The organism is Pseudomonas sp. TH21, assembly GCF_016651025.1.
GTDB classification, from domain to species: Bacteria; Pseudomonadota; Gammaproteobacteria; order Pseudomonadales; family Pseudomonadaceae; genus Aquipseudomonas; species Aquipseudomonas aylmerensis.
The window spans coordinates 3,030,074-3,049,874 of record NZ_JAEKEQ010000001.1; the positions used below are offsets into that span (position 1 = coordinate 3,030,074).

The 19,801-nt window shown below is 61.4% G+C and carries 18 protein-coding genes; 10 read left to right on the top strand and 8 right to left on the bottom strand.

Annotated elements, in window-relative coordinates; all coding sequences use genetic code 11:
* The first annotated feature begins 119 nt into the window (after positions 1 to 119).
* Together JFU04_RS13275 and JFU04_RS13280 are read left to right on the top strand one after the other, a co-directional pair.
* The gene (locus JFU04_RS13275) at positions 120 to 950 is read left to right on the top strand and encodes an undecaprenyl-diphosphate phosphatase (protein ID WP_120448498.1); all 831 of its coding nucleotides are present in this window, start codon (positions 120 to 122) and stop codon (positions 948 to 950) included.
* A complete protein-coding gene (locus tag JFU04_RS13280) occupies positions 947 to 1,330 on the top strand; it encodes a DUF1294 domain-containing protein (protein ID WP_201144282.1) in 384 nt (127 codons plus the stop codon). Before JFU04_RS13275 ends, JFU04_RS13280 begins: the two co-directional genes overlap by 4 nt.
* Here JFU04_RS13280 and JFU04_RS13285 read toward each other — a convergent pair.
* Both JFU04_RS13285 and JFU04_RS13290 read right to left on the bottom strand, forming a co-directional pair.
* A complete protein-coding gene (locus JFU04_RS13285; RefSeq protein ID WP_065904991.1) occupies positions 1,319 to 1,675 on the bottom strand; it encodes an MmcQ/YjbR family DNA-binding protein in 357 nt (118 codons plus the stop codon). The genes JFU04_RS13280 and JFU04_RS13285 overlap by 12 nt on opposite strands.
* Positions 1,672 to 2,580 (bottom strand): LysR substrate-binding domain-containing protein, encoded by a 909-nt coding sequence (locus tag JFU04_RS13290; protein ID WP_106804018.1) that lies wholly within the window; start codon positions 2,578 to 2,580, stop codon positions 1,672 to 1,674. Before JFU04_RS13290 ends, JFU04_RS13285 begins: the two co-directional genes overlap by 4 nt.
* A 195-nt stretch (positions 2,581 to 2,775) precedes the next feature.
* Here JFU04_RS13290 and JFU04_RS13295 point away from each other — a divergent pair, with 195 nt between their 5' ends.
* From JFU04_RS13295 to JFU04_RS13305, 3 genes are all read left to right on the top strand, one after another.
* Positions 2,776 to 3,702 (top strand): AraC family transcriptional regulator, encoded by a 927-nt coding sequence (locus JFU04_RS13295; RefSeq protein WP_201144284.1) that lies wholly within the window; start codon positions 2,776 to 2,778, stop codon positions 3,700 to 3,702.
* A gap of 142 nt (positions 3,703 to 3,844) precedes the next feature.
* Entirely contained in the window at positions 3,845 to 4,456 is a 612-nt protein-coding gene (locus JFU04_RS13300) for an FMN-dependent NADH-azoreductase (RefSeq protein WP_201144286.1), read from the top strand.
* A 229-nt stretch (positions 4,457 to 4,685) separates the two neighbouring features.
* The gene (locus JFU04_RS13305; RefSeq protein WP_065904995.1) at positions 4,686 to 5,723 is read left to right on the top strand and encodes an alpha/beta hydrolase family protein; all 1,038 of its coding nucleotides are present in this window, start codon (positions 4,686 to 4,688) and stop codon (positions 5,721 to 5,723) included.
* Here the strand turns inward: JFU04_RS13305 and JFU04_RS13310 are convergent.
* The 3 genes from JFU04_RS13310 to JFU04_RS13320 form a co-directional block, all read right to left on the bottom strand.
* Complete coding sequence (locus tag JFU04_RS13310; RefSeq protein ID WP_120448501.1) at positions 5,717 to 6,892, bottom strand: MFS transporter; 1,176 nt, start codon at positions 6,890 to 6,892, stop codon at positions 5,717 to 5,719. The two genes, JFU04_RS13305 and JFU04_RS13310, sit on opposite strands and share 7 nt — an antisense overlap.
* A gap of 431 nt (positions 6,893 to 7,323) precedes the next feature.
* The gene (locus JFU04_RS13315; RefSeq protein WP_010210624.1) at positions 7,324 to 8,910 is read right to left on the bottom strand and encodes an ABC-F family ATPase; all 1,587 of its coding nucleotides are present in this window, start codon (positions 8,908 to 8,910) and stop codon (positions 7,324 to 7,326) included.
* Positions 8,911 to 9,052: 142 nt separating this feature from the next.
* Positions 9,053 to 10,291, bottom strand: coding sequence for an MFS transporter (locus JFU04_RS13320; protein ID WP_201144288.1), 1,239 nt, complete (start codon positions 10,289 to 10,291; stop codon positions 9,053 to 9,055).
* A gap of 155 nt (positions 10,292 to 10,446) precedes the next feature.
* Between JFU04_RS13320 and JFU04_RS13325 the strand changes: the two genes are divergently transcribed.
* Positions 10,447 to 11,259: a class I SAM-dependent methyltransferase gene (locus JFU04_RS13325; RefSeq protein ID WP_201144290.1), complete on the top strand. Its 813-nt coding sequence runs from the start codon at positions 10,447 to 10,449 to the stop codon at positions 11,257 to 11,259.
* A gap of 140 nt (positions 11,260 to 11,399) precedes the next feature.
* Here JFU04_RS13325 and JFU04_RS13330 read toward each other — a convergent pair whose 3' ends face one another.
* Positions 11,400 to 11,786 carry a TIGR03067 domain-containing protein gene (locus JFU04_RS13330; protein ID WP_201144292.1) on the bottom strand — a complete coding sequence of 129 codons (387 nt, stop codon included), beginning with the start codon at positions 11,784 to 11,786 and terminating at the stop codon, positions 11,400 to 11,402.
* Between the two features lie 398 nt (positions 11,787 to 12,184).
* Here JFU04_RS13330 and JFU04_RS13335 point away from each other — a divergent pair, with 398 nt between their 5' ends.
* Both JFU04_RS13335 and lpxO read left to right on the top strand, forming a co-directional pair.
* Positions 12,185 to 13,501 carry a Wzz/FepE/Etk N-terminal domain-containing protein gene (locus tag JFU04_RS13335; protein WP_201144293.1) on the top strand — a complete coding sequence of 439 codons (1,317 nt, stop codon included), beginning with the start codon at positions 12,185 to 12,187 and terminating at the stop codon, positions 13,499 to 13,501.
* A 264-nt stretch (positions 13,502 to 13,765) separates the two neighbouring features.
* Positions 13,766 to 14,665, top strand: coding sequence for a lipid A hydroxylase LpxO (gene lpxO / locus JFU04_RS13340; RefSeq protein WP_065905003.1), 900 nt, complete (start codon positions 13,766 to 13,768; stop codon positions 14,663 to 14,665).
* 19 nt (positions 14,666 to 14,684) lie between these two features.
* Here the strand turns inward: lpxO and ligD are convergent, their stop codons facing one another.
* Together ligD and ku are read right to left on the bottom strand one after the other, a co-directional pair.
* Positions 14,685 to 17,189, bottom strand: coding sequence for a DNA ligase D (gene ligD / locus JFU04_RS13345; protein WP_201144294.1), 2,505 nt, complete (start codon positions 17,187 to 17,189; stop codon positions 14,685 to 14,687).
* Positions 17,190 to 17,213: 24 nt separating this feature from the next.
* The gene (gene ku, locus JFU04_RS13350) at positions 17,214 to 18,053 is read right to left on the bottom strand and encodes a non-homologous end joining protein Ku (RefSeq protein ID WP_201144295.1); all 840 of its coding nucleotides are present in this window, start codon (positions 18,051 to 18,053) and stop codon (positions 17,214 to 17,216) included.
* 184 nt (positions 18,054 to 18,237) lie between these two features.
* Here ku and JFU04_RS13355 point away from each other — a divergent pair, with 184 nt between their 5' ends.
* Together JFU04_RS13355 and JFU04_RS13360 are read left to right on the top strand one after the other, a co-directional pair.
* A complete protein-coding gene (locus JFU04_RS13355) occupies positions 18,238 to 18,552 on the top strand; it encodes a hypothetical protein (RefSeq protein ID WP_201144296.1) in 315 nt (104 codons plus the stop codon).
* Between the two features lie 11 nt (positions 18,553 to 18,563).
* Positions 18,564 to 19,721, top strand: coding sequence for a PQQ-dependent sugar dehydrogenase (locus JFU04_RS13360; protein WP_201144297.1), 1,158 nt, complete (start codon positions 18,564 to 18,566; stop codon positions 19,719 to 19,721).
* Positions 19,722 to 19,801 lie beyond the last annotated feature (80 nt).

Sequence of the window (19,801 nt, forward strand, 5' to 3'; positions counted from 1 at the left end):
TTTTTCACGGAATTTTTGCAGGCCGGCGTTGAGAATCAACGCCGGGCCTTGGGTGTGCCCGTCAGTGAACATTAAAAGATAAACCAGGCATGCGATTGAGCATGACCTTTGGGGGAAGTATGGATTTGTGGACCGCCGCACAGGCATTGATTCTCGGCGTGGTGGAGGGGCTGACGGAGTTCTTGCCGATCTCCAGCACCGGCCACCAGATTATCGTCGCCGACCTGCTCGACTTCGGCGGCGAACGCGCCATGGCGTTCAACATCATCATCCAGCTCGGCGCGATCCTCGCGGTGGTCTGGGAATTTCGCCGCAAGATCCTCGACGTGGTCACCGGCCTGCCGACCCAGCGCAACGCCCAGCGCTTCACGATCAACCTGTTGATCGCGTTTCTGCCGGCGGTGGTGCTCGGGGTGATCTTTGCCGACTTGATCCACCACTACCTGTTCAACCCGATCACCGTGGCCACGGCCCTGGTGGTGGGCGGCGTCATCATGTTGTGGGCCGAACGGCGCCAGCATGAAGTGCACGCCGAAAGCGTGGACGAGATCACCTGGAAAGACGCGCTGAAGGTTGGGTTTGCGCAGTGCCTGGCGATGATTCCGGGCACCTCGCGCTCGGGCTCGACCATCATCGGTGGGTTGCTGTTCGGCCTGTCGCGCAAGACCGCCACCGAGTTCTCGTTCTTCCTGGCGATGCCGACCATGGTCGGTGCGGCGGTGTATTCGGGCTATAAGTACCGCGACCTGTTCCAGCCGGCTGACCTGCCGGTGTTTGCCATCGGCTTTGTCACCTCGTTCATCTTCGCGATGATCGCGGTCAAGGGCCTGCTCAAGTTCATCGCCAGCCACAGTTATGCGGCGTTTGCCTGGTACCGCATTGCGTTCGGCCTGCTGATCCTGGCGACCTGGCAGTTCGGCTGGATCGACTGGGCGGCCGCCAAGGCATGATGATCCAGCACCCGCGCCTGAAGGCGCTGATCTTCGTGCTGCTGTGCGCGGCGCCCGGGTTGGGCTCGGTACTGGTGTGGCTGCGCGGTGAAACGCTGATCCCGCTGGTGGCGTATGGCGTGGTCAGCGTGGTCGCGTTTTTCCTCTACTGGAGCGACAAGCGCAAGGCGCGTACCGACGGCTGGCGCACCCCGGAAAACATCCTGCACGCGGTGGAACTGGCGGGCGGCTGGCCGGGGGCGCTGATCGCGCAGCAGGTGTTTCGCCACAAGACCCGCAAGGTGTCGTACCAGGTGCTGTTCTGGGTGATCGTGTTGCTGCACCAGGTGTTCTGGCTCGACCAGTTGTTCCTCGGCGGCACGCTGGTTTCAGTCCTCTAGCAACAAACCGATCTGCGTGCGCTTGGGCAGCTTGCTCACCACCAACTGGTGGGAACGCTGCAACAAACCGCGCAGTTCCTCGGCGCCCAGTGGGTAGGGCGTGTTCATGATGATCCACTGCGCCCGCGCCAAATACGGCGCCGGGTGAATGCCCGGGCGGTCGACATGGCCAAGGAACAGCTCCTTGTCGACCTTGAACGCCAACGAGTCACCGCGCAGGTTCTGCAGGGCAAACATCTTGTTGCCGGCAATCGAGAACACCCGCACGCCACCCCATTTGTAGTCTTCCCGCGCGCCGGGCAGGCTCAGGCAGAAGTCTGCGACGTGGGCTTCGGTCATCTTCATAGCAGGCGATCTCCACAGCCTTTGAACCCTTCCTCGAGGTAATCGATCCAGGCGCGAATGGCCGGCAGCACGCCGCGTCGATGCGGGTACACGGCTTGCAGCCAGCCACCCGGCAGGGACCATTGCGGCAGCAGTTGCACCAGGCGGCCGCTGGCCAGTTCTTCTTCGCAGTACATCATCGGCAGCACGGTAAAGCCCAGGCCCATGATCGCGCTGGCTTTGCGCACAATGAAGTCGTCGATGCCCAGCCGGGCTTCCATCGCCAGCTCGTGCGGGTTGCCCTGGGGGTCGAGGATGCGCTGGTGTACCAGGCGATCCGCCTCCAGCGCGCCGAGTATCGGCAACTGCTTGAGGTCGTCGAGGGTACTGACCTGGCGCCCGAGCATCAGGGCGGGGCTGGCGACCAGCACGGTCTGGGCCTGGCGCAGGCGCTTGGTCACCAGCAGCGGGTCCTCGTCACCGAGTTCGCGCACGCGCAGGGCCACGTCGATGCCTTCGGCGACCAGGTCGACGCGGCGGTTGACCAGGGTCATTTCCAGCTGGACCAGCGGGTGGGCGGCCAGAAACCCGGCCACCAGTTCCGGCAGAATGTGCTGGGCCATGCCCACCGGGCAACTCACCCGCAAGCGCCCGCGCGGTTCGCTGGACATGCTGGCGACGGCTTCATCGGCCATTTCCGCTTCCAGCAGCATGGCCTGGCAATGGCGCAGGTAGCGCTCGCCGACGGCGGTCAGGGTCAATTGGCGGGTGGTGCGCTGCAGCAGGCGCGCGCCGAGGCGCTCTTCCAGCTCGGCAATGCGCCGGGACAGGCGCGACTTGGGAATCCCCAACAGCCGCCCGGCGGCCGCAAAGCCACCGGCTTCGACGACTTTGGCGAAATAGTAGAGGTCGTTGAGGTCTTGCATGGTCGGCCTGTTGTCCTGTCGATGGGACGAATCATCCGCGTCTGCGCGAGGCAAATCCACCCCGAAAAAAGCCAGCAGCAGTTGAACGCTGGTTTTTTTGCACGGATCCACTGTACTGATTGCCTATTCCTATCAGGGCGTAGCGTCAGCCGGTCTGGCGCGATACCGTGTGTTTTTGCTCTGGAGCCAGCCAGCATGGGCCGCACCGAAAGAATCATCGAGTTGATGGGCCGCCTGGCGCCTGTCGAAGGCTATAACCTGACCGCACTCGATGACGTGCGCTTCCTGCGTTCCAACCGCCCGTTGCACCGCGTGCCGGTGCTCTACGATCCGGGCATCGTGATCGTGTGCCAAGGGCGCAAGCGCGGTTACCTCGGCGAGGACATCTACGTGTACGACGCCCAGCACTACCTGGTGGTGTCAGTGCCGGTGCCGTTCACCATGGAAACCGAGGCCACTGAGCAAGCGCCAATGCTCGCGGTATACCTGCGCCTGGATTTCACCCTGGCGGCGGAGTTGATGCTGGCGCTGGATGACTTCCCGGCGCAGGGCGAAGCCGAGCCCAGGGGCATGTACTCCTCGCCGATGGATGAGCCGCTCAGCGCGTCTCTGCTGCGCTTTCTCGAGGCCATGAGTGTGCCGATGGAGGCGCATATCCTTGGGCCCGCGCTGGTGCGCGAGATCTATTACCGGATCCTCACGGGGGAGCAGGGCGGTTCGATGCGCGCCGCGCTGAATCGCCAGGGGCAGTTCGGCAAGGTCGCGCGGGCGATTCGCAAGATCCATGGGTGTTATCACCAGCACCTGGACGTGGAGGCGCTGGCCAGGGAAGCGATGATGAGCGTGCCGAGTTTTCACGCGCATTTTCGCACCGTCACCGACACTTCGCCGATGCAGTACCTCAAGTCCACGCGCTTGCACCAGGCGCGCCTGCTGATGCTGCGCAGCGATATCACCGCGGCCACGGCCAGCACCCAGGTCGGCTATGAAAGCGCCTCGCAGTTCAGTCGCGAGTTCAAGCGCTTCTTCGGCCGCACGCCGCAGGAGGAGATCCAGTGGATGAAGCGGACCTATGCGCTCCCCGCGCCTGCGTCGGGGTCGATTTACGTGTCGTCCCATTGAGTGTGAAGCGGGCTTGAGACAGTGCACTGTCCCGCTGACGAGACGAACAGTCGCATTTCAACCCTCTAATCGATCATTGGCTTCACCTGTAGGATCAACCTCACTTGATCGCCCTGTCGCGATCCTCACTTGGAGATCCCGCATGAAACTGTTGCATATCGATTCCAGCATCCTCGGCGACAACTCGGCTTCCCGTCAGCTCAGCGCTGGTGTGGTCAAGGCCTGGCAAGCGGCCGAGCCCGGTGTGGAAGTGACCTACCGCGACCTGGCCAGCGAAGGCATCAACCACTTCTCCGGCGCGACCCTGGGCGCCCTGGGCACCGCCGCCGAATTGCGCGACGCCGCGCAAAAGCACGAGGCCGAACTGAGCGCCTCGTCGCTGGCCGAGTTCCTCGCCGCCGACGCCGTGGTGATCGGTGCGCCGATGTACAACTTCACCATTCCAACCCAGTTGAAAGCCTGGATCGACCGTATCGCGGTCGCCGGCCAGACCTTCCGCTACACCGAAGCCGGCCCGGAAGGCCTGTGCGGCAACAAGAAAGTCATCATCGTGTCCACCGCTGGCGGCCTGCATGCTGGCCAGGCGTCGGGCGCCGCCCATGAAGGCTACCTGAAATTGCTGTTTGGCTTCCTCGGCATCACTGACATCGAAATCGTGCGCGCCGAAGGCCTGGCCTACGGTGACGAAGTGCGCAGCAAGTCCTTGAGCGACGCCAACGCACAGATCAACCAACAGTTGTTCGCCGCCGCGTAAGGCTTGTGTAAATTTCGTCTCTGCCCCGTTTCAATCTGAAGCGGGGCGCCTAAACTCTGTATTCTGGCCGCCTGAAAACGACCGGAGTACGGAGTTTTTTCGTTTGCCCGCTGTCTTTACTTTGGCCCAGGTTATGCACACATGGGTTTACCACCCGGTGCGAGTACCTTGAACCATGGACTTTTCAATCAGACATGCCGGTTTTAATGCAGCAAAGGTGGACATCCTCATGATGCGTCTTTGTGCTGTTATGGTTCTTTTCCTGCTGGGCGGCCTGATTTCAGTGCACGCCGCGCCTGCGCCGCACCCGCACTGGAGTGTGGGCTTCCACCGCATGACGTTTCTCGACCCGCTCGACCTGCAGCCGATGAAAGCCGTCGCCTTCTACCCCTCCACCGGGCTTGAGCACACCACGCAGTTGGGCGCCTACCATGTCGCGGCCACTGAAGATGCGAAGATCGCCATCGGGCGTTTCCCGATGCTGATGCTGTCCCATGGCAACACCGGTACGCCACTGGCCCTGCATGACCTGGCCACCTCGCTGGCGCGTAAAGGCTTTGTAGTGGTGGCGGTGCTGCACCCGGGTGACAACTACAAGGACCACAGCCGCCTTGGCACCGTGAGCAACCTGTATGGCCGGCCGATCCAGATTTCCGAAGCCATCACCGCCACCCTGGGCGACCCGATGCTGTCGCCGTTCGTCAACGTCAATCAGGTCGGGGTCATCGGCTATTCGGCCGGGGGTGAAACCGCGTTGATCCTGGCGGGGGCCAAGCCGGATTTCGACCGCCTGCGCCGCTATTGCCAGGAGCGCCCGGAAGACCGCGACGCCTGCACCACCAAAGGTGAGCTGGTGGTTGACCGTGACGACCTGCAACCGCAATCCGACCCGCGTATCCATGCCTTGATGCTGATGGCGCCGCTGAGCTTGATGTTCGGCCGTCAGACATTGGCTGATGTGCATGTGCCGGTGTTGCTCTACAGCGGCGACGGCGACAAGCTGGTAGCCGTGGACAAGAACGCCGCGGCCCTGGCGCGCAAGTTGCCGGAGCCGCCGGACTTCAAGCTGCTGGCAGGGGCCGGGCATTTTGTGTTCATGGCGCCGTGCGACAGCGATCAATTGGCGGCGATGCCGGCGATCTGCACCGATGCCGATGGCGTCGACCGCGAAGGCATCCACCGTGACCTGATCTCCGAGGCCGGGCGCTTTTTCGGCCACACCCTCGGCCAATCCACTCGCGCCGGGTTGCAGACTGCCGATCAGTAAGCGCGACGCTTGAGCGACACCGTCAAGCCCAGGGCGGTGACCGACAGCAGCGCTGCGCAGAAGAAAATCCAGCCGTAGCCGAGGTTCAGCGCCACGGCGCCCATCAGTGGCCCGGCAATCGCCAGGGCCAGGTCGAAAAACACCGCATAGGCACTCAAACCCGCGCCCCGGCTGCTGTTGGGCACTTGCTTGATGGCTTCCACGCCGAGCGCCGGGTACACCAGCGACAAGCCGAAACCGGTCAGCCCGGCACCGATCAAGGCCACGCCAGTGGAGGGTGCAAGCCACAGCAGCGTGAGGCCCACGGTCTCGATGGTCATGCAGGCAATGGCCGCGCGAAAGCCGCCGAAGCGGCTGATCGCCGAGATAAACACCAGCCGCGACAGGATAAAGCACACGCCAAAGACCGTGAGGCAGTACGCCGCGCCGGCCCAACCGCGGTTGAGGTAATACAGGGTAATAAACGTGGTCAGCGTGCCGTAGCCGATCGACGCCAGGCACAGGCTCGCACCAAACGGCGCGATGCGCCCGAACACGGCCCAGAACGGCAGGCGCTCGCCACGCACCACCGGCACCGAAGGCTTGTTGCGGATCAGCACCAGGCCCAACGCCGCGAGTACCGTCAGGGCGATGCCCAGGCTGCTGTAGCCATAGTCGGCGACCATCACCACCCCCAGCGGTGCGCCGATGGCGATGGCGCCGTAGGACGCAATACCATTCCAGGAAATCGAACGCGCGGTGTGTTCGGCGCCCACCGCGCCCATGCACCAACTGATGGTGCCCACGCCGATCAGGCCCTGGGCCACACCCAGCAGCAGCCGGGCAGCAATCAGGATGGCCAGGCTCAAGTTGGGCAGGCTTTCTGCCAGCGTGGCGAAAAACGTCAGCACACCACTGAGCAGAATGCCCGCCAGGCCCAGTACGATCGCGCGCTTGGTGCCGACGTTGTCGGACATGCGCCCGGCCATGGGGCGGCTGAGCAGGGTGGCCAGGTACTGCGAGCCAATGGTCACGCCGGCCACTACTGCGCTGAACCCCAGTTGCTCGTGCACATAGCCAGGAATGACCGCGATCGGCAGGCCGATGCAGATGAACGCGATGAAGGTGTAGAAGACAATCGAGACGATCTGCAGGGTGATCGACAGGGAACTGGGGGCGGCGTCAGACATGATCACTCATTCGCGGGCGGGCGGTGAGGGCATGATGGCAAGGGGCAGGGGGAAAAGGAAGCAGGCTAACTACTTTGTTTGAAGAGGAGTGGGGCTTAGATTTTGGTGAGTCAGCTTATTTGTAGTGTGCAGGCCTATTTGTGGTGAGCAAGCTTATTTGAGGTGGCAGGCTTATTTGAGGTGAGCAAACTTATTTGAGGTCAGCAAGCTTATTGTGGCGAGCAGGCTTGCCCTGCGTTGGGCTGCGAAGCAGCCCCTATAAAAAACACCGCGTTCTGCCAGACAGAGCGCGGTGTTTGAATTTAGGGGCTGCTTCGCAGCCCAACGCAGGGCAAGCCTGCTCACCACAATAAGTCTGTCAGCGACAATAGGCCTGTCAGTCACAGCAGGCTTGCAAGTCACAGCAAGCCTGCTCACCACAACGACGCGATTTAGAACACCACGCCTTGGCTGCGCAGGTAGTCGTCGTAGGTGCCGCTGAAGTCGATCACGCCGGTGGCGCTCAACTCGATGATGCGGGTGGCCAGGGACGATACGAACTCGCGGTCGTGGCTGACGAAGATCAGCGTGCCCGGGTAGTTCTCCAGCGCCAGGTTCAGCGCTTCGATGGATTCCATGTCCAAGTGGTTGGTCGGTTCGTCCATGATCAGCACGTTCGGCTTTTGCAGGATCAGCTTGCCGAACAGCATGCGGCCTTGCTCACCACCGGAAATCACCTTGACCGACTTCTGGATCTCGTCGTTGGAGAACAGCATGCGACCCAAGGTGCCACGGATCATCTGCTCGCCTTGCGTCCACTGGCCCATCCAGTCGAACAGGGTGACGTCGTCTTCGAAGTCATGCGCGTGGTCCTGGGCGTAGTAGCCCAGTTCCGCGGCGTCGGTCCACTTGATGCTACCGGCATCCGGGGTCAGTTCGTTGACCAGGGTGCGCAGCAGGGTGGTTTTGCCGATACCGTTCGGGCCGATGATCGCCACGCGCTCGCCGGCTTCAACCTGGAAGCTGAAGTCCTTGAACAGCGGCTTGCCGTCGAAACCCTTGGCCATGCGCTCGACGATGACCGCCTGGCGGTGCAGTTTTTTGTTCTGCTCGAAACGGATGAACGGGCTCACGCGGCTCGAAGGCTTGACCTCGGCCAGCTGGATCTTGTCGATCGCCTTGGCACGCGAGGTGGCCTGCTTGGCTTTCGAGGCGTTGGCCGAGAAGCGGCTGACGAACGATTGCAGTTCGGAGATCTGCGCTTTCTTCTTGGCGTTGTCCGACAGCAGCTGCTCGCGGGACTGGGTCGCCACGGTCATGTACTCGTCGTAGTTGCCCGGGAACAGGCGCAACTCGCCGTAGTCCAGGTCAGCCATGTGGGTGCACACGCTGTTCAGGAAGTGACGGTCGTGAGAAATGATGATCATCAGGCTGGAGCGCTGGGTCAGGATGTTTTCCAGCCAGCGGATGGTGTTGATGTCCAGGTGGTTGGTCGGTTCGTCGAGCAACAGCACTTCAGGATCGGAAAACAGCGCCTGGGCCAGCAGCACGCGCAGTTTCCAGCCGGGCGACACTTCGCTCATCGGTCCGAAATGCTGTTCCAGGGGAATGCCCAGGCCCAGCAGCAGTTCGCCGGCGCGGGATTCGGCGGTGTAGCCGTCCATCTCGGCGAACTCGGTTTCCAGCTCGGCGACGGCCATGCCGTCTTCTTCGCTCATTTCCGGCAGCGAGTAGATGCGGTCGCGCTCGGCCTTGACCTTCCACAGTTCCTCGTGGCCCATGATCACGGTGTCGAGTACGGTGAATTCTTCGTAGGCGAACTGGTCCTGGCGCAGTTTACCCAGGCGAACATTCGGCTCCAGCATGACCTGGCCGCCCGACGGATCGAGGTCGCCACCGAGGATTTTCATGAAGGTCGACTTGCCGCAACCGTTGGCACCGATCAGACCATACCGGTTGCCGGCGCCGAACTTGACCGAAACGTTCTCGAAGAGCGGCTTGGCGCCGAACTGCATGGTGATGTTAGCTGTGGAGATCAATTACTTTACCTATCAATGGGTTGCGAGCGTGGCGGCAGGAGCCTTCAGGCATGCATCAACAGCGACATCAAGGCGCGAAACCCGGTCGCTGAGCAAAAAATGGGGGATGTGTGTTGGAATTTGGCGCGCATTGTCGCATATGTCAGGCGACAGTTGTATGGCAGGCGAAAGATGCTTTCACCAAGGTCTCCGGCATCGCCAGCCAGACCAGCGCCAAGGCCACCGCAGCCACGCCCGCGAGGGTCAGGAACGCCGCGTTGTAGCCAGCCTGTTGGACTACCAGGCCGGCCAGGCTGCTGCTCAATGCCGCGCCCAGGCCAAAAACAGTCGACAGCGCGCCCAGGCTGACGTTGAAGCGTCCGGTACCCTGGGTCAGGTCCTTGACGATCACCGGGAACAGCGCGCCGAAGACCCCCGCGCCGATGCCATCGAGCATTTGCACTGCCACCAGCCAATAGGGGTCGTTGGACAGCGTATAGAGCATTGCGCGCAAGGGCAGAATCAGGAAACCGGCGAGCAGCAGCGGCTTGCGTCCCCACACATCGGCCTTGAGGCCCACCAGCCAGGCCATCGGCACCATCACCAATTGCGCCGCGACGATGCAGGCCGACGTCAGTGGCGTGGCCATCTGCAGGTTGATTTGCGCCAGCTTCTGGCTGACCAACGGCAGCATGGCGGCATTCGCCAGGTGAAACAGCGCACAGCAAATGGCAAACACCAGCAGGGGGCGGTTGGCCAACAACACGCTAATGCCGGACGGCTGTTCGTGGTCATTGGAGTGGGCCGGGTCGAAACCACGGGCGACCTCATGGTCGATCGCCTTCGCCGAGACGCAACTGACCGCAACGATACTGGCTGCCGCCATAAACCCCATCAGGTAAAACACCACCACCGGACCAAACAGATACGCCAGGCCCCCGGCCAGTAACGCGGCCACGGCATTGCCGGCATGATTGAAGGTCTCGTTGCGCCCGGTGCGGCGAGTAAAGGCGCGCGGCCCGGTGATTCCCAGAGAGATGGCAGAGATGGCGGGGGCGAAGACCGAGGCAGCAATGGCGCTGGCCGCCTGGGTAACGGCCACCAGGCTGAAAGAACTGACAAATGGCAGCAGCAGGCAACTGACCGTCACCAAAATCGCCGCCACTGCAATGACCGCACGCTTACTGCGCGTGCGATCAATCAGTGCGCCCGCCGGACCTTGAGTGATCAGCGCGGCAATCCCCGCCAGCGTCATGACCACGCCGATGCTGGCCGGGTCCCACTTGTGTACCGCCAGCAGATAAATCGCCAGGTACGGACCGAGGCCGTCGCGCACATCTGCCAGAAAGAAATTCAGGCCGTCCAGGGATAGGGTATTACGCAGATCGGAGGGCTTGGCCATGGCGCGGTCTTCGCAGAGGGTGTTCAACGGCTGAACACTGCATGGCGTAGTGACCTGCAAGGTTTGCGTTAAGTTTCGTACGTCTTCCGGGGTTTTAATCCGCAGGCTCTTGGCTTATTTTCAGTCCCTCGCTGTAACAATTATCTGGAGACGCAATGGACATGCCCTCAGCTCAGCAGGCGATCACCTCTAACAAGGATGCCTGGGACCAATCCGCCGGCCTGCACAGGACCACCGACACCTGGAACGCGCTGCTCAGCCGGGTCGGCGCTGCGGATTTTTCCTGCCTGGACCCCACCATCACCGGCTTGCTGCACGACATCGGCGTCGCGGGCAAGGACGTGGTGCAACTGTGCTGCAACAACGGTCGCGAAAGCCTCTCACTGTTCGGCCTCGGCGCGCGTTCGGTGGTGGGAGTCGACCAATCCCGGGCGTTTTTGCAGCAGGCCCATGAGCTGGCTGCGGTTTCTCCGCACAGCCCGGAATTTATCGAAAGCGATATTCACCAGTTGCCGCACCACCTGCACGGGCGATTTGATATTGCCCTGGTGACCATCGGTGTGCTGGGTTGGATGCCGGATGTGGCACTGTTCATGCGCCATGTCGCCGACACCTTGAAGCCCGGCGGCACGCTGGTGATGTATGAAACCCATCCGTTCCTGGAGGTGTTCGACCCCCGCGCGCAAAATCCGCTGCTGCCCGCCCATTCGTACTTCCAGCGTGAGCCGTTTGTGCTGCAGGAGTCGATTGTCTATGAAGGGCAGGGCGAAGTGGCCGGGCCGACCTCCTATTGGTATGTGCATACGCTGGGGGATGTGGTCAGTGCCGCGATTGACGCGCAGCTGCAGATCAGCCACCTGCAGGAATACGGCCACTCCAATCGCGAAGAACTCTACGACCAGTACGAGCACCAGCCTGCGCAATTACCCCTGTGTTTTACCCTCGCCGCGACCAAGCGTGCTCCCTGATTCGGGGCTTTCCGAGCGGCCAAAAAAAGCCCGCGAGGAGAGGCGGGCTAAGGGATTCACTGGAGTAGGTAGGCTTCACCCTATAGACCCGCAAGTGAAGGCTTTGTGAAAATGCTGTCGAAAGTTCGGATGAGCCGGGGTCAAGTACGGCGTACGAAAGTGCGCATGGTTTGACCTGGGCCAGTACTGAACGAGAGGGGCCTGGGCATACTTTCATCTGCGGCAATAAACACAAACTCATCCCCTTCGAGGCGATAACTGGCGGGCAATTGTTTGCCGGCATCCTCTCCCATGGAGTCCACCCAGGTAATGCTCTTGGGAACCGTGGTGCTGTCCAGGGAAAACCGTCCAGCCAGCAACACCTCGCCACTGACGGTCTTCACTTCGAAGTGCTCGCCGGTAATCGTGGTGATTGCGCCTGGAGCGGTGTGGGCGTCGGGGGGATTGAGCACGCCGTTGTCTTCGAGTGAGGTCTGCTCCCAGGCACCTTGCAGGGCTAGAAAATCCGGGTCTGAAATGGATGACATACAAATTCCTTTTTGCTGAAGGACCAATCGCTGATCGTTAGGGACAATGTGGCAGGTTTGCGTACCAGAAGCTTAACCGCGTGTAGGAATTGTCTTATTTTTCAGGTTTAAATGTAATTTTTCCTTTCCCGACAGGCAATTAGCGTTACTTTGCCTGGCCGCCGGGTAACGTCTCGTAACGGACCGTCTATGCTCCGGGTGTCTGCCAGTCATGACACCCGGGTAACTGAAATGAAACGTCACGCCGTCAGGTGTGAAGGTTCAATCAATTGGGTGGTCCCTCTGCCGGCAGAGGGCCATGTGTATCGTGTGCCCGGACGTTGCCCCCTGTTTATTCAGTCGTTATCCAGGTTTGATTTTTTGGGCACTGGATTTCAACTCATCAGGGTGTATGAATCTTGAATAACACTCCCCAGCTTCATCAACATTTACCGTCGGACGAGATTGATCTATTTGAACTGTTTCACGCGATCTGGAAGCAAAAGAAACGGGTCATCAGTTGCACGATTCTGGCGGGCCTTCTGGGAGTAGGCTACGCGTTTCTGGCACCCAGGGTTTACCAGGTGAGCAGTGTGCTTCGGCCTGCAGCGATCAATGAATTGGATGCCCTGAATCGCTCTGACGTCTACCGGCTGCCACCCGCCGAGGCATTGGCCAAGGTGGGCATGCAATTGGACTCTTACGAGGCCCGCCTGGGTTTTTTCCGGGCTAACCCGGCACTGTTCGAAGCGTTCCAGCGTCCAGGGCGAAGCCTGGAGCAGAGCTTTGAAGCGTTCAACCGCAATGCCATCAATCTGAGTTTGCCGGATCCAAAAAAATCCGCCCCCCTCGACAGTTCCATCCGGCTGGAAATGCAGTACCCCACGGGCATTGACGGCGTGGCGATTCTCAACGGATTCGTCGACTACGCGATTGCGCAGGAGCGCAGCCAAGTGGGCGCGGATTTCAAGGTGATCGTCAACAATCGTCTTAATGAGCTCAAGGGCAAAATTGACGCGGCGCGGGGCAATTACGAAACCGCCAAGGCGGCGAAAATCGCCAGGCTTTTGGAGGACGATAAGGTCAAGCGCGCGCGACTGCAGGACGAACTCAGCGCCTTGCACTTGCAACTGAAGATGGAGCGTACCAGCCACCTGGCGGAACTCGACGAGGCGATCTCGATTGCCAGGGCTGTCGGCATCCGGACTCCCACTGCGCCCTCGGCCATGGGCGCTGATGCTTCCGGTAGATCCAGCCAGGTCATGCGCACCGTGGTGACCAACCAGAAGCTGCCGCTGTATTTCATGGGCACGGAAGTCCTGGAAGCTGAGCGCAAGGCACTGCAACGGCGTACCAACGATGATTTCACCAACAGTCGTGTCGCCGAGATCAGCAAGGAACTGCGCATGCTTGATGTGAATCGTGAGGTCGAGGTGCTCAACGATCGCAAGAATGAAGACATATTCCTGCAGAACGTGGAGCCCTTGTGGGCAGAAGAGGCCCGGCTGCGCAGCCTCAACATCGACATGAGTACGTTGAAACTGGTGACGGTGGACCGCCAGGCCCAGGAACCGCTGAACCCGATAAAACCCAAGGGCGCGTTGATTATCGCCCTTAGCGTGGTGGCCGGGCTGCTGCTGGGTATATTGCTGGCATTGATTACCCACTTCGCGCAGGTGCGACGTGAAAACGGGCCTTTTTCGGTGACCGCCGATCGCCGTCTCCCGCTGCGCTAGCGCGGGCCAGAAACCTCGCGGGCGGGCTGTAAAGCCTGCCCGCCGAGGTCGTCGGCCATCACATTCACAAGACAGCTTTTCACAATTCTTAGTTAACTTTTGGTTACAACTTGTGGCTAAATAACTGCCAATGGCCACGAACCAGGTTGTCAACCAGGCTTGGTGCCGATTGTGTGAATTGTGATTTCAGGTGCTGCTATCCATCCTCGGCCGTTGTGGGCGCGCAGGAGCAGCCTGTTCTCTTCTGACTTGTGACGAAATCCCTTGAAACTCATCATTGTTGTTCTCTACGTTGCCTCCATCGCGTATGTACACCTGCGCGGTCGAGTGCGGCACAAGCTGGGCCGTCAGCTCAGCGATCACTCGACCTTCCTTGCACCGATCAACTGCTTTCTCTACCTCTTCTCCAAGCTGCCCAGCCGACCGTACCTGTCGCCGAGTGATTTTCCCGACCTGAGCCCGTTGCAGGAGCACTGGGAGGAAATCCGCCAGGAAGGCCAGAACCTGATGCGGGCCGGCGAAATCAAGCGTTCCGACCAATACAACGACGTCGGCTTCAACTCGTTTTTCAAGTCTGGCTGGAAGCGTTTCTACCTGAAGTGGTATGGCGACAGCCACCCGTCGGCGATGAAGCTGTGCCCGCGCACCACCGAACTGGTGCAGAGCATCGGCTCGATCAAGGCGGCCATGTTCGCCGAGCTGCCACCAGGCTCGAAACTGGTGCGTCACCGTGATCCGTATGCCGGGTCGTACCGCTACCACCTGGGCCTGGAGACGCCGAACGATCCTGGCTGCTACATCAATGTGGATGGCGAGAATTACTACTGGCGCGATGGCGAGCCGGTGATGTTTGACGAGACCTACATTCACTACGCCGAAAACACCACGCAGCAGAACCGCATCATCCTGTTCTGCGACATCGAGCGGCCAATGAAATACCGCTGGGCCGCCGCCTTCAATCGCTGGTTCAGCCGTAACGTGATGGCCGCCGCCGGCTCGCCCAACGACGATGGGGACAAGACCGGCGGGCTGAACCGTGCGTTTACGCGCCTGTACAAGATCCGCCTGCGCGGCAAGGAACTGAAAAAGCGCAACCGTACGCGCTACTACCTGGAAAAGTGGGCGATCTTCGCTGCACTGGCGTTGATCTTCGTGCTGATCTGACACCGGGCAAGGGCACGACTCACTCCGGTGGTGTCGCGCCCAGCTTGTCCCACATCTTGCGGGTGATCTTCTGCCGATTGGCATAGCCCGCCCACGGGTCACTCTTCAGGCTGTTCAAGCGTTCCTGCAGATTGGCCACCGTCCATTGCTGCGCACCGCGCAACCCCTTCAACTCCTCGCGACTCACCGGTACCGATACCGGCAGGCCCGGGCGTGCCCGCACGGAATAGGCCGCCACCGTACTGGCGCCTCGCGCGTTGCGCAGGTAATCGATAAAGATTTTGCCGACACGATTCTTTGGCCCGGAGGTGGCGGTGAAACGCTCTGGCAGTTGTGCGGTCATGAACTGCGCGACAGCCTTGGCGAAGGCTTTCACCGTGTCCCAGCCATCGCGTCGCGCCAGCGGGACGATCAGGTGCAAGCCCTTGCCGCCGCTGGTCTTGACGTAGGCCTCCAGGCCCAGTTCGTCAAGCACCGACAGGGTCAGCTGCGCCGCTTCCAGCATGGTTTTCCACGGCAGTGCGGGGTCCGGGTCGAGGTCCAGCACAAACAGGTCTGGCGTCTCGATCTTGTCCGTGGTGGCGCCCCAGGTATGCAGCTCGATGGTGCCCATTTGCACGGCCCCGAGCAGCGCGCGAGGGCTGTCGATTTCCATCAGGCGGGCGTGGCCTGGGTCCAGTGACGGGTCCAGCTGCTTGATGTTGGGAATGGCCAGGCGCTCCGAGTGCTTCTGGAAGAACTGCTCGCCGTCGACGCCTTCGGGTGCCCTCAGCAATGAGACGGGCCGGTGGCGCAGGAAGGGCAGGACCCACTCGCTGATGCTCTGGTAAAACGCGGCCAGTTGCTGCTTTTGCGTGCCGCTTTGGGTGTCGATGATCCGCTCGGGGTGCGTAATGTTCACCCCGTCGCTGGTTTTTTTCGCACTGGAGGCCTTGGGGGCTTTCAGCGATTTCGCCGTGCGCGGCTGCTCATGGATGATCTGTGCGGCGGGCTTGTCGCTGCGCATCCCGACAAACGCGGCCTGGCGTACCACGCCTTCGCGGGTCCACTCGGCGAATTGCACCTCGCCGACCAATGTCGGCTCCACCCAGTGCACGCCACGCGCCTGAGCACTGGTCAGGGGTTTTGCCAATGGGGAGGCCTTGCGTTCCAGGGGCGTGAGCTGGGCGTAGATGGTTTTCAACGCAGCCTGGTCAAAGCCGGTGCCGACCCGCCCGGCATAGACCAGGCCGCTGTCATCATTGACGGCCAGCAGCAGGGCGCCAAAGCCGCTGCGCGAACCCTGGGGCCGGGTGTAGCCGACGATCACGAACTCCTGGCGTAGCCGGCACTTGAGCTTGATCCAGTCGGCATTGCGGCTGGAGCTATAAGGGCTGCCCGCACGTTTACCGATCACGCCCTCCAGAGCCAGGTCGCAGGCACTCTCGAAAATATCGCGCTGGTTGGCGGCGAACGCTTCGGAGAAACGCAGCAGTTTGCTGCGGCTGCCGGACAACGCAGTCTTGAGGGCGGCCCGGCGCTGCTCCACCGGCGCCTCGCGTTGGTCCGCGCCGTTGAGGAATGGCGCGTCGAACAGGTAGTAGACGATATCCAGGCTGCGGCCGACATCAAAGGCGTTCTGCAACGCCTGGAAGTCTGGCAGGCCGTCGCCATTCAGGCTTACCATTTCGCCGTCGAGCCAGCTGTCCTTGAGCTTGAGTGCTTGCAAGGCCTTGGCCTGGCGCGGCAGGCGCTCGGTCCAGTCGTGGCCGTTGCGTGTAAACAAGCGCACCTCGCCATCGCGGATGCGCGCCAGCATGCGGTAGCCATCGAACTTGATTTCATACAGCCAGTCGCCTTCGGGGGCGCGGTCGACCAATGTCGCCAGCTGCGGGGAAAATTGCTCGGGGAGGGCGGTTGCAGCCTTCTTCGGCTTGGCTTTGGCCTTGGCCTTGGGTTTTGCGGTTGGCTTCGGAGTGCCTAGGGATGCGTCGCTGAGGACGCTGTCAGGCTCGGCCGCAACGATGTCGTACTCGGCGGCAGGGCGTGCCTGCGGGTCTTTTTCCTTGATCAGCAGCCATTGTTCTTTGGCGCCGCTGCCTTTGAGGCGCGTACGCACCAGCGTCCAGTCGCCCGAGAGTTTTTCACCGACCAGGGTGAATTTGAGCTTGCCGGCGGCGTAGGCCTTGCGCGGCTCGTCATGCGGTTGCCACACGCCGCGATCCCATACGATGACATCGCCGGCCCCGTACTGGCCGGCGGGGATGCTGCCCTCGAAGCTGCCGTAGCCGAGCGGGTGATCTTCAACGTGCACCGCCAGGCGTTTCTGGCTCGGGTCCAGGCTCGGGCCCTTGGGGACCGCCCAACTCAGCAGCACACCGTCCAGTTCCAGGCGAAAGTCATAGTGCAGGTTGCGCGCGGCATGTTTCTGGATCACGAAGCTCAGCGCCGAGGCCTTGCGTTTGCCGGTCGGCGTGCTGCCTGACGGTTCAGCGGTGATTTCAAAATCGCGCTTGCAGTTGTATTCGCTCAAAGGCTTTGCCATGGCGTGCTCCAGCGTATGGCAGGCTCAAGAAGCCTTTTTGGTGGATTTTTTCGCGGCCGGCTTTTTCGCCGCCGGTTTGCCGGCCAGGCTGCGCTTGAGCAATTCCGTCAGGTCGATCACGTCGGCAGACTTGCGCTCCTCGCTGCCTTCCTGGGATTCCACATCTTCGATCTTGCCGGCCTTGGCCTTCTTCGCCACCAGTGCCATGATTTTTTCCTGGAAACTGTCGCGGTATTCCTCGGGCTGCCAGTCGGCGCTCATGTCTTCCACCAGGCGCTTGGCCATGTCCAGCTCGCCTTTGGCCAGGCTCGGCTTGGTCACGTCGCTGCCGAGTTCGAGTTCATCCAGGCTGCGCACTTCGGCGGGCCAACGCAGCATCACCAGGACCAGCGCCGACTCCAGGGGCATCAGCGCGGCAAGGTGCTGCTTGGTGTGCAGCACCACATTGGCCAGGGCGACCTTGCGGGTTTTCTTCAGGGTTTCGCGCAGCAGGGCGTAGACCTTGCCGCCGCGTTTGTCCGGGGCCAGGAAGTAGGGCGTATCGATGTTCTGCAGGGGGATCTGGTCACTGTCGACGAAGGCGATGATTTCGATGGTCTGGGTCGACTTGGGGTGGGCCGAGCGGATCTCGTCCTCACTGAGCACCACATAGCGGCCTTTCTCGAAGGCCACCCCTTTGACGATATTCTCCTTGGTGACTTCCTTGCCCGTGGTCTTGTTGATGCGCTTGTAGCCGACCGGGTCCATGCTGCGCTTGTCCAGCCAGTCGAAATCCACACCTTGGGAGGAGGTGGCCGAGACCAGTGACACCGGGATGTGTACCAAGCCGAAGCTGATGGCACCTTTCCAGATAGAGCGTGGCATACGTACGATTCCTTAAGCAGGGGCTGTGTTCTGGTGACTCGAAGGTCGCGGGAAAAGTTTCCCCCGCCAGATACGCGGACAGATCGTGTTACACCTGATGAGAAAGTATTTAGTGTCGAAAGCCGAACCCAAGGCGTAGCGTGTTATCGAAAGCACGTAACCCTCGCCCCAGAGAGGCTTTGTCATGAACAGCTGTGTGCGTCACCTTGCAGTGCTGGCGTTGGGCCTGGCACTGCTGCCGTTGGCCCAGGCGCAAAGCCTGCCCGGCTCAAGCGACTCCAATAACAGCCCGATTCACCGGGCCAACCCCAACAGCATGCAGGGCACCCAGCCCACTGCGCCGTTGACCCGGGGTATCCAGACCGGCCCGACCCAGCGCACCCCGACCCTGGAAAACGGTGGCATCGGCAATCGCTATTCCCAACGCAACGCCGCGCCGAGCCGTCCGGCCACCGAAACCAAAGCCCCCACCTATGATGCCAACGGCAATCGCCGGTAAGGACTCTGCTTATGTTTGTACGTAAAACCCTGTTAGCCGCGCTGTGCGCAACCACTTTGCTGCCACTGGCCGCCGTGTATGCGGCCGATGCCCAGCAGTTCCCCAGTGAACAAGGCAGCATCACCGCCACCCCTATCGCCAAGGGCCTCGACCATCCGTGGGCGGTGGCGTTTCTGCCGGATAAGCAAGGCTTCCTGGTCACCGAACGGCCAGGCCACCTGCGCTTTGTCAGCCCGGACGGCAAGTTGTCGGCACCCTTGACGGGGGTTCCGCAGGTGTGGGCCAAGGGGCAGGGCGGCTTGCTCGATGTGGTGCTGTCGCCGGACTTCAAACAGGACCGACTGGTCTACCTTTCGTACGCTGAAGGCGGCGGCAAGGACGGTAAAGCCGGCACCGCCGTCGGCCGTGGCCGCCTGGCGCCAGACCTCAGCGGCTTGACCGATTTCAAAGTGATCCTGCGCCAGGAGCCGAAGCTCTCCACCGGCAACCATTTCGGTTCGCGCCTGGCGTTTGACCGCGATGGCTACCTGTTCGTGACCCTGGGTGAAAACAACGATCGACCGACCGCCCAGGACCTCGACAAACTGCAGGGCAAGGTCGTGCGCATCTACCCGGACGGCCGCGTGCCGGACGACAACCCCTTTGTCGGCCAAGCCGGGGTACGCCCTGAAATCTGGTCCTACGGCCAGCGCAACCCTCAGGGCCTGGCGCTCAACCCGTGGAGCGGCACGATCTGGGAAAACGAGCACGGGCCGCGCGGCGGGGATGAAATCAATATCATCGAGCGCGGCAAGAACTACGGCTGGCCGCTGGCAACCCACGGCATCAATTACTCGCTGACACCGATCCCCGAGGCCCAGGGCAAGACTGTGGAAGGCACCGTGCCGCCGCATCACGTCTGGGAAAAATCACCGGGCATCAGCGGCATGGCGTTCTATGATGCCGATCGCTTCAAACCATGGCAGCACAACGTGTTTATTGGCGCACTGGTCAGCCAGGAGTTGATCCGGCTGCAGTTCGATGGCGACAAGGTGATCCACGAAGAGCGTTTGCTCGGCGACTTGAAGGCGCGGATTCGCGACGTGCGGCAGGGGCCGGATGGCTACCTGTATGTGCTCACGGATGAAGATAACGGCGTGTTATATCGGGTGGGTCTGAACCAGGACTGACGGGCACTGCAAATACCAATGTGAAAACGGGCTTGCTCGCGAAAGCGCTGCGTCAGTCGCTAAAGATGTTGGTTGAACCA